This is a genomic window from Acinetobacter sp. Leaf130 (assembly GCF_001423205.1).
In the GTDB taxonomy this organism is placed as follows: domain Bacteria; phylum Pseudomonadota; class Gammaproteobacteria; order Pseudomonadales; family Moraxellaceae; genus Acinetobacter; species Acinetobacter calcoaceticus.
This window is the reverse complement of record NZ_LMOE01000005.1, coordinates 65929-82900: the sequence shown is the minus strand read 5'-3', so window position 1 is coordinate 82900 and position 16972 is coordinate 65929. Positions and strand designations below refer to the sequence as shown.

The 16972-nt window shown below is 39.5% G+C and carries 15 protein-coding genes and 1 pseudogene; 9 read left to right on the top strand and 7 right to left on the bottom strand.

The genetic code is table 11. From position 1 onward, the window contains the following. Positions 1 to 3 precede the first annotated feature (3 nt). Positions 4 to 1218, bottom strand: coding sequence for a nicotinate phosphoribosyltransferase (pncB, locus tag ASF86_RS10945; RefSeq protein WP_045126113.1), 1215 nt, complete (start codon positions 1216 to 1218; stop codon positions 4 to 6). Positions 1219 to 1386: 168 nt separating this feature from the next. On the opposite strand from pncB, the gene dtd reads away from it, so the two are divergent. Further along, the gene (gene dtd / locus ASF86_RS10940; protein WP_004640087.1) at positions 1387 to 1830 is read left to right on the top strand and encodes a D-aminoacyl-tRNA deacylase; all 444 of its coding nucleotides are present in this window, start codon (positions 1387 to 1389) and stop codon (positions 1828 to 1830) included. A gap of 43 nt (positions 1831 to 1873) precedes the next feature. Here dtd and ASF86_RS10935 read toward each other — a convergent pair whose 3' ends face one another. From ASF86_RS10935 to serB, 3 genes are all read right to left on the bottom strand, one after another. Beyond that, positions 1874 to 2353, bottom strand: coding sequence for a hypothetical protein (locus ASF86_RS10935; protein ID WP_003654185.1), 480 nt, complete (start codon positions 2351 to 2353; stop codon positions 1874 to 1876). A 251-nt stretch (positions 2354 to 2604) separates the two neighbouring features. After that, positions 2605 to 2940: a ciprofloxacin tolerance protein AciT gene (gene aciT, locus ASF86_RS10930; RefSeq protein WP_002119105.1), complete on the bottom strand. Its 336-nt coding sequence runs from the start codon at positions 2938 to 2940 to the stop codon at positions 2605 to 2607. A gap of 409 nt (positions 2941 to 3349) precedes the next feature. After that, a complete protein-coding gene (serB, locus tag ASF86_RS10920) occupies positions 3350 to 4573 on the bottom strand; it encodes a phosphoserine phosphatase SerB (protein ID WP_017391083.1) in 1224 nt (407 codons plus the stop codon). 59 nt (positions 4574 to 4632) lie between these two features. Between serB and ASF86_RS10915 the strand changes: the two genes are divergently transcribed. The 8 genes from ASF86_RS10915 to glmS all read left to right on the top strand — a co-directional run bounded on the left by ASF86_RS10915 (position 4633) and on the right by glmS (position 12895). Then, the gene (locus ASF86_RS10915; RefSeq protein ID WP_081407676.1) at positions 4633 to 5940 is read left to right on the top strand and encodes a hypothetical protein; all 1308 of its coding nucleotides are present in this window, start codon (positions 4633 to 4635) and stop codon (positions 5938 to 5940) included. 240 nt (positions 5941 to 6180) lie between these two features. Next, positions 6181 to 7302 carry a bifunctional 3,4-dihydroxy-2-butanone-4-phosphate synthase/GTP cyclohydrolase II gene (ribBA, locus tag ASF86_RS10910; protein ID WP_003654193.1) on the top strand — a complete coding sequence of 374 codons (1122 nt, stop codon included), beginning with the start codon at positions 6181 to 6183 and terminating at the stop codon, positions 7300 to 7302. Positions 7303 to 7313: 11 nt separating this feature from the next. Further along, positions 7314 to 7784: a 6,7-dimethyl-8-ribityllumazine synthase gene (ribE, locus tag ASF86_RS10905; protein ID WP_002119264.1), complete on the top strand. Its 471-nt coding sequence runs from the start codon at positions 7314 to 7316 to the stop codon at positions 7782 to 7784. A 3-nt stretch (positions 7785 to 7787) separates the two neighbouring features. After that, on the top strand, positions 7788 to 8237 hold the full coding sequence (gene nusB, locus ASF86_RS10900; protein WP_005037915.1) for a transcription antitermination factor NusB: 450 nt from the start codon (positions 7788 to 7790) through the stop codon (positions 8235 to 8237). Between the two features lie 16 nt (positions 8238 to 8253). Further along, positions 8254 to 9171: a thiamine-phosphate kinase gene (gene thiL / locus ASF86_RS10895; protein WP_056482025.1), complete on the top strand. Its 918-nt coding sequence runs from the start codon at positions 8254 to 8256 to the stop codon at positions 9169 to 9171. Then, positions 9149 to 9664 (top strand): phosphatidylglycerophosphatase A, encoded by a 516-nt coding sequence (locus ASF86_RS10890; protein ID WP_005044357.1) that lies wholly within the window; start codon positions 9149 to 9151, stop codon positions 9662 to 9664. Before thiL ends, ASF86_RS10890 begins: the two co-directional genes overlap by 23 nt. A 15-nt stretch (positions 9665 to 9679) precedes the next feature. Next, entirely contained in the window at positions 9680 to 11044 is a 1365-nt protein-coding gene (gene glmU, locus ASF86_RS10885) for a bifunctional UDP-N-acetylglucosamine diphosphorylase/glucosamine-1-phosphate N-acetyltransferase GlmU (RefSeq protein WP_056482022.1), read from the top strand. A gap of 12 nt (positions 11045 to 11056) precedes the next feature. Then, positions 11057 to 12895 (top strand): glutamine--fructose-6-phosphate transaminase (isomerizing), encoded by a 1839-nt coding sequence (gene glmS, locus ASF86_RS10880; protein WP_056482018.1) that lies wholly within the window; start codon positions 11057 to 11059, stop codon positions 12893 to 12895. Between the two features lie 239 nt (positions 12896 to 13134). Here the strand turns inward: glmS and ASF86_RS10875 are convergent. From ASF86_RS10875 to ASF86_RS10865, 3 genes and pseudogenes are all read right to left on the bottom strand, one after another. Further along, positions 13135 to 13429, bottom strand: a pseudogene (locus ASF86_RS10875) (hypothetical protein). Positions 13430 to 14145: 716 nt separating this feature from the next. Then, on the bottom strand, positions 14146 to 14946 hold the full coding sequence (murI, locus tag ASF86_RS10870) for a glutamate racemase (RefSeq protein WP_056482012.1): 801 nt from the start codon (positions 14944 to 14946) through the stop codon (positions 14146 to 14148). 115 nt (positions 14947 to 15061) lie between these two features. Then, on the bottom strand, positions 15062 to 16888 hold the full coding sequence (locus ASF86_RS10865) for a DUF885 domain-containing protein (protein WP_056482009.1): 1827 nt from the start codon (positions 16886 to 16888) through the stop codon (positions 15062 to 15064). Positions 16889 to 16972: the final 84 nt, after the last annotated feature.

Genomic DNA, 16972 nt, shown 5'->3' with positions numbered 1-16972 from the left:
TAATTAAACCACTTCTTCAAGTTCTTCAATTTCAAAAACCTGACGTAAATAAGCCAAGAAAGTATCGTTATCAGTCATGGTTTTACCGGGACTATCAGAAATTTTCGCAACCGACTGACCATTACATTCAACTAGTTTCAACACAATATTGAGCGGCTTTTGCCCCATATCATTAGTCAAATTAGTTCCAATACCAAAACTCACCTGAAAACGATCTTTAAAGTATTGATGTAATTCCCATGCTTTTGGCAAATTAAGACCATCGCTAAAAGTCAGCATTTTGGTTTTGGTATCAATTTTTAATTTACGATAATGCGCATAAGCCTTATCGCCCCACTCATATGGGTCACCACTGTCATGGCGTAAGCCATCAAATAGTTTCGCAAAATACAAGTCAAAATCTCGGAGGAACGCATCCATACCAACAACGTCAGTTAGGGCAATTCCTAAATCGCCACGATATTCTTGAACCCACGTTTCTAAAGCAGCTTTCTGAAAATCACGTAGACGGACATCAAGTGCCTGAAAAGCCTGTAGGAATTCATGGGCCATGGTTCCAATTGGCGTAATGTTTAACTCTTTAGCAAGTAACACATTACTTGTACCACGGAATACATTTGGCACGGTTTTATGAAAAGCTGCCACAACATGTTTTTGCCATACGAAGCTATAACGGCGACGTGTACCAAAATCAGAGACTAAAAATGGTGGGTCATTCGGTTTTTGAGTTTTTTCATATTGCTGAACCAATTCAAGCTTGGCTTGTAAACGGCGTTCACCCTCAGCCCATACTTCATCGTTTTTAATACGGCTAAAATAGAGTTCATTTACAATTGCCAATACAAAAATTTCAAACATCATGGCTTGGACCATCGGACCTTCAATACGAATATCCAAACGACCTTCCGCATCAATGCTGGCCTGAATAAAGCGCCTTTTCAGTTGAAATAGTTCCAAATAATCAACAAAGTCACTTTTGATAAAGCGTAATTTACGCAAATATTGAAGCTCATCTTCTTTATATTTAAGGCTACATAAATAGTCGAGTTGCTCGTTTAAATCATCCAAAATATCTACTAGTGGATAGACAGTATCTTCTAAATTTCTACAGCGGAAATGATAGACGCTATGAGTTTGCGGAAATTTATGCAAAACCACCTGTAACATCGTAAATTTGTACAAGTCTGTATCTAGTAAAGAATGGATAATTGGAGACATAGTCAGTGATTATTCGCTTGCTTCTTAGCATTAAAGCATATTTTTATAAATGAATTGCGAGCTTTTAGACCATTGTTGCAGCTCCGTGAAATTTCCTTTTAAAAATCATTTAATTTAATTTCTGCTAAACTACGCCAATTCAATCAATTGCAGAAATTTGCTTTAACTATGCGTGCTTTAATACAACGAGTTCTTGAAGCTAAAGTGGTGGTTGACGGTGAGACTACCGGTGAAATCCAACAAGGCTTATTGGTTTTTTTAGGCATCGGCCGTGATGACACTTTAGCGATTGGCCAAAAGCTTATTGATAAGATTTTGAAATATCGTATCTTTGATGACGAACAGGGCAAGATGGGCTGGAATGTCTCTCAAGCAAATGGTGGAATCCTGCTTGTTTCGCAATTTACCCTGATGGCTCAAACGCAAAAAGGTTTACGTCCAGATTTTGGTCCAGCCATGCCGCCAGCAGATGCCAAAGCGTTATATGAACAGCTGGTTGAATATGCCCATTCACAATTTGAAAAAGTTCAAACTGGCATTTTTGCAGCCGATATGAAAGTTCATTTAATTAATGATGGTCCGGTGACGTTTAACTTGGAAGTCGAAGCATAGATATAAAAAAACTCCCATTTGGGAGTTTTTTTATATCTGGCGATTAACGACCAGTTTTCTCTTTAATAAAAGCACGTGCCTGACGTACTTTATCTTTAACTGGTTTTGGCAATTTAGGTGGAATGAGTCTAGCCACTTGGTTAAACCAAACCAATAGGCTGAAGTCACCTTCCATTTTAATGCTGCCGTTTTGCATACCTGTCATGAATGCTGTTGGGTCACCTTTAATCAAAGTTTTTACACCCTGTTCGCTATCTGCAAACTGCAAGATAAAATCAGCTTTTTCAGGTGCGCCTGCAACAGTGTCAATCTGTCCATTATTAATAATGATCTGACGTGCAACACCTAAATCCGTACCGATCTGAATACGGAATGCGCGGTCATGAATCAATTCAATAAACTTAGGGCTAGTACGTGCCAATTGCTTCATACGCAGCACTAAACCTGCTACCAATAAATCTAACGGGTCTGTACTGACATCAACGAGAGGTAATTTGACTACAGGTATAGAAGAAAGTTTCATGAACATTCACGCCTATTGTATTTTTATGAAAACTTTAGAGCAAAACTCAGTAAGGACATACCATTGCCTGTGTTTTGTGCATTAACTGATAATTTTTAGCTGGCAACGCAATCTAGATGAAACGTCAACAGACCCATGTATCGTAGCATAACTGGCTATTTTTTAATAAATGCTTTGTATAATAAAAATCACGTTTCGTAAATAAAAAAGGCATGCTGTGCATACCTCTTTACCGTTAGATAACAATTTAATTATCGGCTAGAACATTGCTGCTGATCATCTTCATATACTGGCGTGTGTTCTATATATTGGCGATTTGCCAAAGCCTTTTGTGCCTGTTTATCCTCACGTAACAAAATAAATGTAACCATTACCATCGCTAGACTTAGTGCAGTTAAATAACTATATGTGACTGGCATTTCAAAAGTGACTTGAACTCCAAAACGGACCACTTCCAATAGCCCCCAAAAGAACATCCCTGCAAGCATAAAACCAAGCCAACGACGGTAAGGAGAAAAGAAAACAGCAACAAGCGCGACAGCGATCAAGCTGAATCCGGCGATAGCGGCAAAATTCGCTGTTACCATAGAAACCTCCGTCTTAATGAAAACGTCTAAAAAGATTCGGTCTTAAAAACCCGACCTCATTCCAAAAACAACTTTAATTCATAATTTGTGTTGAAGCTTAGGATGCATTATGGATGTTTTTTTTTAGAAAAAAAGACCCGTTATTTCTTAATGCGACACACTTTGTCGCAACATTCTTTTGTCATTACATTTTTGTAAAATTCAAAAAGTTCGATTCCCTATATGGCATCAATTCTGGCGTGTCATTACAAAAAAATATGCTGTTTTTAAGGACCAAAATAAGTTTTTTTCAGATTTTTTTATTGCCTTTTTTCTGTGCACGATTTGAGCATAACATGCTTGTTTTTATGACGATTCTGCATAAAAAAAGCGCTACTCTGAAGTAGCGCTTAAAGCTTAGCCTTATAGGTTAAGCACGGTTTAAATCTTTGTCATGCATGCCCAGCAAATACAGCACACCATCCAAGCCAACACTTGAAATAGCCTGATTTGCATTTTGACGAACTAAAGGTTTAGCACGGTAAGCAACACCTAGGCCCGCAATCGCAAGCATAGGTAGATCGTTTGCGCCATCGCCTACTGCCATCGCTTGCTCTAGAGAAATACCCATTTTATTTGCAAGTTCGCGTAATAGCTCAGCTTTACGTGCGCCATCAACAATTGCGCCTTTCACTTCACCTGTTACGAAACCGTCTTGCACATCTAAAATGTTGGCATGAACTTCATCAATACCAAGTTTGCCTTGTAGATATTCAGCAAAATACTGGAATCCACCAGATAAAATTGCTGTTTTGTAGCCAAGCGCCTTCAATGTTGAAATGAGACGTTCTGCACCTTCAGTAATGGTTAAGCGCTCTGCAATTTTAGGTAAAACAGCAGCATCTAGCCCTTTTAATAATGCAACACGAGCACGGAAGCTTTGCTGGAAATCAAGTTCGCCTTGCATCGCTCTTTCAGTGATTTCAGCAACTTGTGCGCCTACCCCTGCTTCAATCGCCAACTCATCAATAACTTCTTGTTCAATTAATGTTGAGTCCATATCGAAACACACTAAACGGCGATTGCGTCGATAAGCATTGTCTTCTTGAACAGCCACATCAATGTTTAATTCACTTGAAAGACGTAAACATGCTGCACGCATGGCTTGTGCATCTAAAGTTGGACCACTACTTAAACCAAACTGTACACATGCACGACGTGGAAATGCGCTATCCTTTTCAAAGTCGACACGGCCTGATAAACGGGTAACAGTTTCAATGTTAAAGCCTTGGCTAGACACAATTTGTGTAACTGCTTGTAAGTGGGCAGCAGTGAGTTCAGGTGCTAAAGCCGTGACGATATAACGAGTACGACCACCTTCACTTACCCATTGATCGTATTCTGCGCCTGTGATTGGTTTAAAGCGCACTGTTAAGCCAATATCATGTGCTAAAATCAGAATTTCTTTCATTGCCAATGCGGTCGCAGTTTCATTATCTGACGCGACTACAATGCCCAATGTGAGTTGATTATGAATAACAGCCTGACCTACATCCAGTATTTGCAATGAATGTACGGATAGTACTTGCATTAATCGGGTAAACTGGTTTGGTTGGTCTGGTCCTAAAAAGGATATAAGAATGATTTCTCGCATGAATTGACTCTAGTCTGAGTGACAACTATTGTAAGAATCATAATCGAATTTCAATATAATTGCCTTGGAAGTTTAACTTGATTGCGCCTAGACAAGGGCTATTTGCTAGCCTACTGATCGTTAGTTTTGCATTGCATACCTTTTTATTGGTGATTGCAACGACACACCAGCTCAATGAAAACCGTGCGAGTCAAGGTCAGCTCATGACCAGTCAGCTCGTTGCAGACAGCTTATCTGAGCTTGAACCGGCAAATACGGTATCTTTAGCTCTAATTGCCAATCGCTATGCGACCAATCCAAGCGTTGCGTCTATTCGCATTCTTGATGCCAATAAACAAGTGTTGGCAACGAGCGGAATTTCGAAAACTCGCCAAGGTGAGATTTTTGCTCGCGATGCGCTGCAAAATGAAAAGAAAGTGGGTTCTATCGAGATTACGCTTATTCAGCCAAGTATTGGGGAAATTCTCCGCACTCAATGGCTGGCAATCTTAGCTTCTCTGTTTTTGCATGTTTTATTATGGCTTGCCTATCGCGCCATTGCTCGTCCGACCCGTAGCGAATATTTGGCACGCATTAATGAAGAGAACCGCTTAAAACATGAAATTCAGCAGTTAACTCAGGCATTGGCTCTAGAAAAACAAAATACAGTAACGTTAGTTGCTCAAGCTCAACAGCAAGCGAAAGGTAAACCGGCGGTTCGTCCACAACCAGAGAAAACTACAGATTCAGCTGACCAACATATGTTGGCACTCAATATTCAGTTTTATGACCCTAAACAGTTATTAAGCAGTGTCAACCAATCGGTATCTGTGCCGTACTTTAAACTCTGTCAGCTCTTTTTAAACAAGAGTATTGAGTTATGCGTTAAGCATTACCAGTTAAAGTTAGCGGACATTGAAGTCGTAAATGAGTTTAATGCTGACGGCGCTACACTTGCGATTTCAACTTCGCATACTCACGCTGTAGAGTGTCTGCTTATGGTTGGAACCGTATTCCAATTACTCTCTGACGTTTTATATAAACGTTACCGCGAAGATAAACGCTTTGCTTTGCAAACGCGTAGTGCAACTTGTAATGCTGTGGAAGCGATGCAAATTGATGCGAAAGAAGCTGCTCAACGTTTAGCACAGCATCTCCATGCGAAAGAATCTGCTTTATATCTTGAGAATGATCAACTCAAGGCAATTCAAGACAGCTATCAACTTGTTGCAATGCCAAACCCAAGTAATGTCATGACTCGTCATGCCTTTATGATCAATGGCATGAATGCAGAATGTGCTGAACTTGCTCAAAATATCCGAACTGAGATTTTGATGGGGAAAAAATCAATCCCACAAAATGATAGTCCAAGCAGTGCAGCTTCATAAAAAATAAGTGCGCATATCAGAACCTAGCCTTTTGGCTAGGTTTTTTTTATTTAAATTCATCGTTTTTATTTTAAATTATTCCATTTTCTTATGATTTATTTGTATAAATAAAGCTGGATCTATTCTATCTCGTTGCAAATTTGGATAAATCAGAATCATAGGCAAAATTCTCTAAACAGCGTAAACTATGCAAAATTTATTAAATAGAAATTGTCTAACGACAAAAAAAGGTGAAAGCGAATGCCGCTGAGTCGTGTTGAAGATCTTGTCGCCGATATTCGTGCAGGCAAAATGGTTATCTTGATGGATGACGAAGATCGCGAAAATGAAGGTGATCTTGTCATTGCAGCAACGCATGTTCGTCCTGAAGATATTAACTTCATGATTACCCATGCACGTGGTCTAGTTTGCCTAACGTTAAGCCGTGAGCGCTGTAAGCAGTTAAACCTTCCCTTGATGGTTGACCAAAACGGTGCTCAGCATAGTACAAACTTTACACTATCAATCGAAGCCGCTGAAGGTATTACGACTGGTATTTCAGCAGCAGAGCGTGCACATACAATTCAAGCTGCTGTCGCAGCGCATGCAAAGCCAAGTGATATTGTACAACCGGGCCATATTTTCCCATTAATGGCACAACCAGGCGGTGTTCTACATCGTGCAGGTCATACTGAAGCGGGCTGTGATTTAACACGCTTAGCAGGTCTTGAACCAGCTTCTGTCATTTGTGAAATCATCAATGAAGATGGCACAATGGCACGCCGTGCAGATTTAGAAATTTTTGCCGAGAAGCATGGCTTAAAAATTGGTACAATTGCGGACTTGATTCATTACCGCATGACCAATGAGCAAACGGTTGAACGTCTGGATCAAAAAACCATTCAAACAGAATATGGTTCATTTGAACTCTATCGTTATCGTGAGATTGGTAACCCGGACATCCATTTGGCTTTAGTCAAAGGCGAGCCAAAAGAAGGTGTTACAACAGTACGTGTACATGGTTTCAGTCCAATTCGCGATTTACTTAAGCTGAATAAAGCTGACGGTGAACCTGCGTGGAATCTAGACCGTGCACTACAGACAATTGCAGCGAGTGATCGCGGTGTTTTAGTCTGGATCGGGCAAGATCATTTGCAAGACTTGGGACCAGCGTTGGATGATTTAAATAAGCCAAAACCGGTGAAATCCAATGCAGCACTTTCACATCAATATCAAACCATTGGTGTAGGCGCTCAAATTTTGCGTGACTTAGGTGTTGAAAAAATGAAGCTTCTTAGCTCACCATTACGTTTCAATGCTTTATCTGGCTTTAATTTAGAAGTAGTGGAATATGTCACTGCTGATCAAATCACAACGAAATAATCGAGGTTGCTATGGCAATTCGCCGTATTGAAGGTTTATTACATCTCGCAAGCGAAGGTCGTTATGCGATTTTAGTGGGTCGTTTCAACAGTTTTGTTGTTGAACACTTATTGGATGGTGCAATCGACACATTAAAACGTCATGGTGTAAATGAAGATAACATTACTGTTATTCATGCTCCTGGCGCATGGGAACTCCCGATTGTTGCTAAAAAATTAGCTACATCAAACCAGTTTGATGCAATCATCGCACTTGGCGCAGTTATTCGTGGTAGCACACCACACTTTGACTTCGTTGCTGGTGAATGTGCAAAAGGTTTAGGTGTAGTCGCGTTAGAAAGCAGCTTGCCTGTCATCAATGGTGTATTAACTACTGATAGCATCGAGCAAGCCATCGAACGTTCAGGTACAAAAGCAGGTAATAAAGGTAGCGAAGCTGCTTTAACTGCAATTGAAATGGTTAATTTATTAAAGGCAATTTAAAGCATGTCTCAAACACTGCAAGCCGCTTATGCAGCAAAACGCAAAGCACGTCGTTTTGCTGTACAAGGTATTTATGAGTGGCAAATGAGTCACAATCCTGTACATGAAATCGAAGCACGTACACGTGCTGAAAATGCGATGCACAAGGTAGACTTAAATTACTATCACGAACTGTTAACGCAAGTGATTGCACAGCGCGAAGATCTTGATGCATTGTTAATTCCGGTACTTGACCGTGAACTTAGTGCACTTGATGGTGTAGAGCTCGCAACCTTACGTTTAGGTGCTTACGAGTTACGTGATCATTTAGAAGTACCTTATCGTGTAGTTCTTGATGAAGCCATTGAACTCGCCAAACACTTTGGTGGAGCAGATAGCCATAAATACATTAATGGCGTTTTAGATCGTTTAAGTTCAACACTACGTAGTGCTGAAAAACAACAAGCAAACTAATAGGTTTGAAGTTGATATGGCTGAGTTTTCTATTATTGACCAATACTTTAACAGACAATCTTACACAGATGTCACCTTAGGTATTGGAGATGACTCAGCCTTAATCACCCCTCCCCAAAATCAACAATTGGTGATCTGTGCAGATACGCTAGTTGCTGGTCGTCACTTCCCTCTTGATACCTCTCCCCATGCAATTGGCTGGAAAAGTGTGGCTGTCAATCTTTCAGATATTGCTGCCATGGGTGCTAAACCTCATAGTATTTTACTTGCGTTAAGCTTACCTACCATTGACCATGAATGGCTTGAAGGATTCAGTCAGGGAATCTATGACTGCTGTAATCAATTTGGTGTTGCTCTCATTGGTGGAGATACGACCCAAGGTCCACATCTCACCATTACTGTCACGGCAATGGGTTGGATTGAAACTGGACAAGCTGTGTTACGTTCAGGCGCAAAAGTCGGTGACTATGTTTGTGTGAGTGGTCAAGTTGGAGATGCAGCCTATGGTTTACAACACCTAGGTCATCCCTTACAACAACGACTAGACTACCCAACACCACGTTGTCAGCTTGGACAACAGTTAAAGGGTCTTGCTTCTAGCATGATTGATATTTCTGATGGATTAGCCCAAGATTTAGGCCATATTTTAAAAGCTTCAAAGGTCGGTGCTCGATTACTTTTAGAAAAGTTACCGATTGATTCAACGCTAGAAAAACTACCAGAACAGCAGCGCTGGCAATATGCGCTAGCTGGTGGTGATGACTACGAATTATGTTTTACAATAACACCGCAAAATTATGAAAAACTTTTGCAAAAACAACTAGACATTAAGATTACAATGATCGGACAGATCGTTGAGCAAACACAACTAACTTTTGAGCATTTGGGTTCAGATTACCCATTGCAAATTCATGGATACCAACACTTTGCATAAGCCGCCGATTCATTTTAAAGACATGTCTTGGTTCAACCGCTGCATCGTTTTCTGTGGAGTTGGTTTCGGATCTGGTCTCGCACCTAAAGCCCCTGGTACTTTTGGCTCTGCCTTTGCCCTACTCTTCGTTCCGATCTGGTTATCGCTTGGATTTAACTTAAGCTTAATCGCGATGATTATCATGTCCTTGGTCGGGATTTATATTTGTGGTCAAACAGCAAAAGTCATAAATGTACACGATGATGGTCGAATTGTGTGGGATGAATTTGCAGGGCAATCTATTACCTTTCTTCCTCTCATTTATTTACAACAAATGAACTGGATGTGGGTGATCGTCGGCTTCATATTATTTCGAATTTTCGATGTTTGGAAACCTTGGCCTATCCGTGTTATTGATCGTCAAGTGCATGGTGGTTTTGGTATTATGCTTGACGATATTATTGCCGGTGTATGGGCTGCTCTTTGTACACTAATTATTATCCATTTGACTTAATCATTAGAGTTATACATGTCAACTACCGTCATTATTCTTGCTGCTGGTAAAGGAACGCGTATGCGTTCTCAGCTTCCTAAAGTATTACAACCTTTAGCGGGTCGCCCACTATTAGGGCATGTCATTCAAACGGCAAAACAATTACAAGCTAAAAATATTATTACTATTTATGGTCATGGTGGTGACCGCGTACAACAAACATTTGCCCAAGAAAATGTTCAATGGGTTGAGCAAGCTGAACAACTTGGTACAGGTCATGCCGTACAAATGACTTTACCCGTACTCCCTAAAGAGGGTGTTTCACTGATTTTATCAGGCGATGTACCATGCATTAATGCAAATACGTTGCAAAAATTATTAGATGCATCGACTCAGACAGGAATTGGCTTAGTTACGCTTACTGTAGATGATGCAACAGGTTATGGCCGTATTGTGCGCCAAAATGGCAAAATCCAAGCCATTGTTGAACATAAAGATGCAAACGAAGAACAACGCCAAATTAAAGAATTTAATACAGGCATTTACTGTGTTAGCAACGCAAAACTTCATGAGTGGTTGCCTAAACTTTCAAATGAAAATGCACAGGGCGAATATTACTTAACTGACATCGTTGCAATGGCAATTGCAGATGGCTTAGAAGTTGCCTCTGTTGAACCAGAGCTTGCTTTTGAAGTTGAAGGTGTTAATGACCGCTTACAACTTGCCGCTTTAGAACGCCAGTTCCAGCAAGAACAAGTCAAAAAGTTAATGCAGCAAGGTGTAATGTTCTTTGACCCTGCACGTTTTGATTTACGTGGCTCTGTAAAAGTTGGACAAGACGTTCGTATTGACATCAATGTTATTATTGAAGGTGAATGTGAGCTTGGTGATTTTGTAGAAATCGGCGCTGGCTGTATTTTAAAGAACACCAAAATTGCAGCAGGCACTAAAGTTCAGGCCTATAGCGTTTTTGATGGCGCAGTTGTAGGCGAAAATGCTCAGATTGGACCATTTGCACGCTTACGCCCAGGGGCTAAATTGGCAAATGAAGTGCATATTGGCAACTTTGTTGAAGTTAAAAACACATCGATTGGACTAGGTAGTAAAGCTAACCATTTCACATACTTAGGTGATGCAGAAATCGGTGCGGAATCAAATATTGGGGCAGGTACAATTACTTGCAATTATGACGGTGCAAATAAACACAAAACCACTATTGGCGATGCCGTTTTTATCGGTTCTAATAGCTCGCTGGTTGCTCCGGTGACCATTGGGAATGGCGCAACAGTTGGTGCGGGTTCTGTGATTACGAAAGATGTAGCCGAACAAAGTCTCTCCTTTGAACGTGCGCAACAAATTTCAAAAGCAAATTATCAACGTCCCCAAAAGGTTAAAAAATAAGAGGATTGAAGTATGTGTGGTATCGTCGGAGGCGTTGCAGAGCGTTGTGTAACCGAGATTTTAATTGAAGGTTTAAAACGTCTTGAATACCGTGGTTATGATTCTGCGGGTGTTGCTTTACTGAATAATCAACAAATTTTACGTGAGCGCCGTGTAGGTAAAGTCATCAATCTTGCAGATGCAGTTGCTGAACACCAACTTACAGGGGCTATCGGCATTGCGCATACACGTTGGGCGACCCATGGTAAGCCAACTGAAAACAATGCTCACCCGCATATGTCTGGTAAGGTTGCTGTTGTACATAACGGTATCATTGAGAACTATCAAGAGTTAAAAGACGACCTACAAGCTTTAGGTTACGTTTTTACTTCTCAAACAGATACTGAAGTTGTTGCACACTTAGTTGCTGAAGCTCTAAAAAGCACAGATAGCCTTTTAGATGCTGTTGAAACTGTTGTACCTCAGCTTAAAGGTGCTTACGCGCTAGGTATTATCCACAGCGATTATCCAGATGAACTCATTACTGTACGTGAAGGTTCACCTTTAGTCATTGGTGTAGGTATTGGTGAAAACTTTATTAGTTCAGACCAACTTGCCCTTTTACCAGTAACAAACCGCTTTATGTACCTAGAAGAAGGCGATATTGCCCGTCTTACACGTACTTCAATTGAAGTATTTGCAAATGGCGAACGCGTTGAACGTCCGGTAAGAGAGCTTGATGCAACCGTAAGCAGTGCATCAAAAGGTGAATACAAACACTACATGCTCAAAGAAATTTATGAGCAGCCAGAAGCAATCAAGCAAACAATTTCTCAAGCACTTGATGGCAATAGCTTACGTGATGATTTCTTGAAAAATGCTGAAGCAGATTTCAATAAAATTCAAAGCGTACAAATCATCGCTTGTGGTACAAGTTACCATTCAGGAATGATTGCGAAATATTGGTTTGAACAACTGATTGGTGTGCCTTGCCAAGTTGAAATTGCAAGTGAATTCCGCTATCGCACCCCTGTAATTGTTGAAAATACACTTTATATTTGTATTTCACAGTCAGGTGAAACTGCTGATACTTTAGCTGCACTACGTGAAACTCAAAAGCGTGCGAAAGCAAACAATATCGATATTCAGACTTTGACTATCTGTAACGTTGCTACGTCTTCAATGGTTCGTGAAACTGATCATCACCTATTGACGCTTGCTGGTCCTGAAATTGGTGTTGCATCAACTAAAGCGTTCACGACTCAGCTCGCTGCGCTTATGTTGTTGATCCTTAAAATTGGACAAGTTAAACAACGTATTAGCCCTGCTATTCTTGAAGAAATTACACGTGAGTTATGGCACAGCCCGAAAGTTATTCTTGATACCCTCAAAAATGACCCAGAAATTTTGCGTTTGTCTGAATTATTCGTTGAAAAAAATCACTGCTTATTCTTAGGCCGTGGTACGAATTATCCAATCGCATTGGAAGGCGCATTAAAGCTCAAAGAAATTTCATATATTCATGCAGAAGGCTATGCAGCTGGTGAGTTAAAACACGGTCCATTAGCACTCGTTGATAATGAAATGCCGATCGTCATTCTTGCGCCAAATGATGAAATGCTTGATAAGCTCAAATCAAATATGGAAGAAGTTCAAGCACGTGGTGGTGAATTATTTGTTTTCGCTGACGAAAATAGCGGAATCAGTGAAAAAGACCGTCAGCACGTTGTACAAATTCCAGCGGTAAACGAATGGTTAGCTCCAATTATTTATAGCGTGCCAGTACAGTTATTGTCTTATCACGTTGCTGTATTACGTGGTACAGATGTTGACCAGCCACGTAACTTGGCGAAGTCAGTAACTGTAGAGTAATTCAAAAGAGATCATTATTAAGGTATCACCTGCTTTAATAACTGATTGATTAAGCCCGATATGTGTAAGTGCATATCGGGCTTTTTTATTGCGTTCATAACGCCTCACAGCCCCTTTCCCGTGAAAGAAAATCGAGTTTAATAATAGAGAAGTCCCCTAGGACCCTGTGTCACAACGGACTTTTTACTTTTGCGCTGATTTAAAGTTTGAGAGATCATTGCGACACAGAGATAAAGGAGCTAAGCGAACTTAGCCCATTTCAGTTTTGTCGCAGCGTCGAATGATGCCGAACAAGTTAGGGGCAAAGTCCTGTGGGAGATCAGGACTTTGCAAACTGGTGTGTTTTAAACGTTGTACGGTTTGAGATGAATACACCTGTGCAAGCTGTTGGCAAATACAATTGCAACTGGCTTGCCTGTGTTCACCTGACGAACAAATTCTTTTAAATTCCTGCTGAGCATTGGCATCATCATTTGTAATACTGTAAGCACCGAACATAAGGTTTAAAACTAATATAAATTTATGAAGTTTCATATTATTCTCATGATTATTTATATCTTTAAATAAAATAAAAATATGATTATCCTAAATATTAAAATAATTTTTTAAATAATAATTAACCCTCCCACAAATATAGGAAAATAAAATAATTAAAATTTTAAAATAAAAATAATTTATAAATTTAAAAAATCAGGTCGCAAAAAACCCAAATTTTAAATAAATAAAATAATTAAATAAGAGAGAAAATGAGTTTGAATAGTGGCATAGCCAACTCCTTAAAAATGGAGTCCTACCACCAGATCACCGCGAATTAATTTATGGTGGTAGAACGAAAGAGGGTTGACAGACTGGTGCCCATAGAGACCAGCACGCACGGGGCGTCCCCCTTCCGTCCTACCGCAAAGAAAGGGGACGCAAGGGTCTAACGACTTATAGTAGAACTATAATCCGCTATGGGGACTTACGGTCTGTCAAAACCGTCTGGCAATGTAGGCCAGCAACGAGATAATAATCGGTATAATAAAGAACGTCAATTTATTTTAATAAAAAAGTTTAAATATAATAATTTTATTAATATTTAAATAATATTATCCTCTTTATTATACCTATGGTTTTCAATTAAATTTAAAATATAAACTTTAGTTATATATATTTGGTTAATAAAATAGATTGATCGTTAACTCTAATTTAATAGTTTATATAAATATATAAGATGATAAGCATACACCTCTCATCATCTTTTCTAGAGTTTACTTTTCCATAGCTTTTACGGGTAAATGCGTGCCTAACAATGAAAAAGTAACATCCGCAACTTCCAACGGGTCTGAACTGGTCCAAATAATATGATTTCCATCATTTGGACTTTCAGAACTTAAATCATATTGATTGAGCTGCCGAATTAATTGCGCTGTTACAGCTTCCGAAGGCTCAATAATTTGGATATCACGGCCTACAATTTCCTGAATCGTATCTGAGACAAACGGATAGTGTGTGCATCCTAAAATAATCGTATCTACTTTTTGCTCGACCAGCGGCGCCAAGATATTTTTTAAATAATCTTTAACTTCCGCTGTATGCGCTTTGCCCGTTTCAATTTTTTCGGCTAAGCCAATACAAGGTACTAAAGACACTTTGATATTTTGTGCGTAAGTTTCGATTAAATTCTTGAGATTTTTTCCCTTAACCGTCGTTGCAGTTGCCAAGACAGCAATATGCTTACTTTGTGTGATTGCTACAGCAGGTTTTACCGCGGGTTCTATGGCAATTAGTGGAACACTAATTTGCGCTCTAATTGTTTCAATCGCTACAGCCGTCATGGTGTTACAAGCAATCACGATCGCCTTACATTTACCCTGTGCAACTAGATTTGAAATTAGATGCGTGGTTCTTGAAACAATCCAGTCGCTTTCTTTATCTCCATACGGGACATATTTCGAGTCAGCGAAATAGATAATATCTTCATTCGGAAGGGCCTGCCGAATGTACTTAAATAGAGACAGCCCGCCTAAACCAGAATCAATCATTCCAATCGGGTTATTCTTCTGGTTCATTATTTTTCCAATTTAAAATTCTAAAAGAAACTATATTTTTCATTATTATATTCTGTTTTCTATCGGTTTTTACATCAGGCCCAACGAGGACCTGACCTAAATTTCGAATTTTATTTTAAGCTGCCGCTTTTTGTTCCTTAATCCAATTTTTAATACGGACATCCAATATATTTAAAGGCAATGTTCCTGCATTTAAGATCATGTCATGGAATGCTTTTATATCAAAACGATCTCCAAGCTCATGTTTCGCTAACTCTCTTAATTCTAAGATTTTTAATTGGCCCATCTTGTATGCCAATGCTTGTGCAGGAATAGCAATATATCGATCTGTCTCTGCCTGAATATCAGGTTCATCTAAAGCAGAATGTTCTCGCATAAAATCAATCATTTGCTGACGGGTCCACTTCTTATAATGCACACCAGTGTCAACCACTAACCGACAAGCACGAAATAACTCACTCGATAGTCTTCCATAGTCTGAAAGCGGGTCTTTATAAAAACCCACATCTTTACCCAATTGCTCTGCGTAAAGTGCCCATCCTTCAATATAGGCAGTGTGATTCGGCTGCTTTCGGAACATCGGCAAATTTGGCAGGTTTTGGGCAATATCAATTTGCATATGGTGGCCGGGAATTGCTTCATGGTAAGCGGTCGCTTCCATTGATATTTTTGAACGTTCAGAGAAGTCCCCTGTATTCACATACACTTGCCCAGGTCGTGAACCATCAGGCGTGCCTTGGTGATACTCCGCACCTGCCGCTTCTTTTTCTCGATATTGCTCTACAGGTAAAACTTCGACCTTATTTTTAGGTAATAAACCAAAGAGCTTCGGCAACTCTGGTTGCATTTGGGCAATATACCCCCGATAAATCTCTAAAATTTCTTCACGAGATTTTGGGAAAATAGCGGGATTTGTTTTTAAGGATTGTTGGAAACTTTTTAAGTCATTGAAACCTTGTGCTTTCGCAATTTTAAGCATTTCCGCTTCTATACGAGCAACTTCTTTTAATCCGAGCTGATGAATAGTTTCAGGGCTTTCCAACGTGGTCGTATTATTTTCTACATAAAAGCGATAGAGCTCGTCACCTTTTGGCAAGCTCCATATACCCTCGTGTTGTCGTCCATAGGGTAAGTAATCTTTCTGAATAAACGTACCGAGTTTTTGATAGGCAGGCCGAACATTCTGATCTATGGCCTGTAGCATTTCACGGCTTAAACGCTCTTGTTCTGCTTTCGAAATATTTTTTGGAAATTGCTTTAATGGAGAAGCAAAAACACTGTCCTTCCCTACGGGAGCTGCAATGCTATTAATCTGCTTTGCCACCTTTTCAATTAAATATTTGGGTGGCATCAAGCCATCTTTTTGTCCTTGTTTCGCTAACTGAATACCTTGATCAAGAATAAGAGGGATTTGTTTTAAACGAGCAATATAGTCTTCATATTGCTTCGCATTATCAAAGGGAATCGAACTAATAAACCCCGGAAATTGTAAATGCAGTCCCCACATTTGATTGAAAGGCATCTCATACAATTTCAAATCATAACTTTTAAGAGTCTCTTTCAACTGATAAATCATTAGATCTTTATTTAATTGATCAGTTGCTGAAAACCCTGTGCTATCAATTGCTTCAAAACGATTTAAAAAATTTTGCGTACTTTTTTTATCTTTCTCGATCTGATTTTTTGAAAGCTCAGTCCATCGATTGTTGTAGCGTAAATCTCCTAAAGTAGTTGCAGTTTCAGGACTATTTTTCAAAGTGTATTCCCACTGTTCTTGTAAAAGCTGGTTTAAAGCTTTCACAAGAACAGAGACATTACTGTTTTGTTTAGATTGTAATTTTTCGATGGTATTTGTATTAATTTCAGGGGTTGCAGCATCAGAAGAATGAGACATCCAAAATAAAACACTGATACAAGCAAAATGTAAGGTTCTGTTTTTCATTTAATTATCCAGAAATATTTAACAAAGGTTAAAATAAAGACAAAACAAATTACGTGCCAAGCAGCATATAAAATGGTGTAAAAA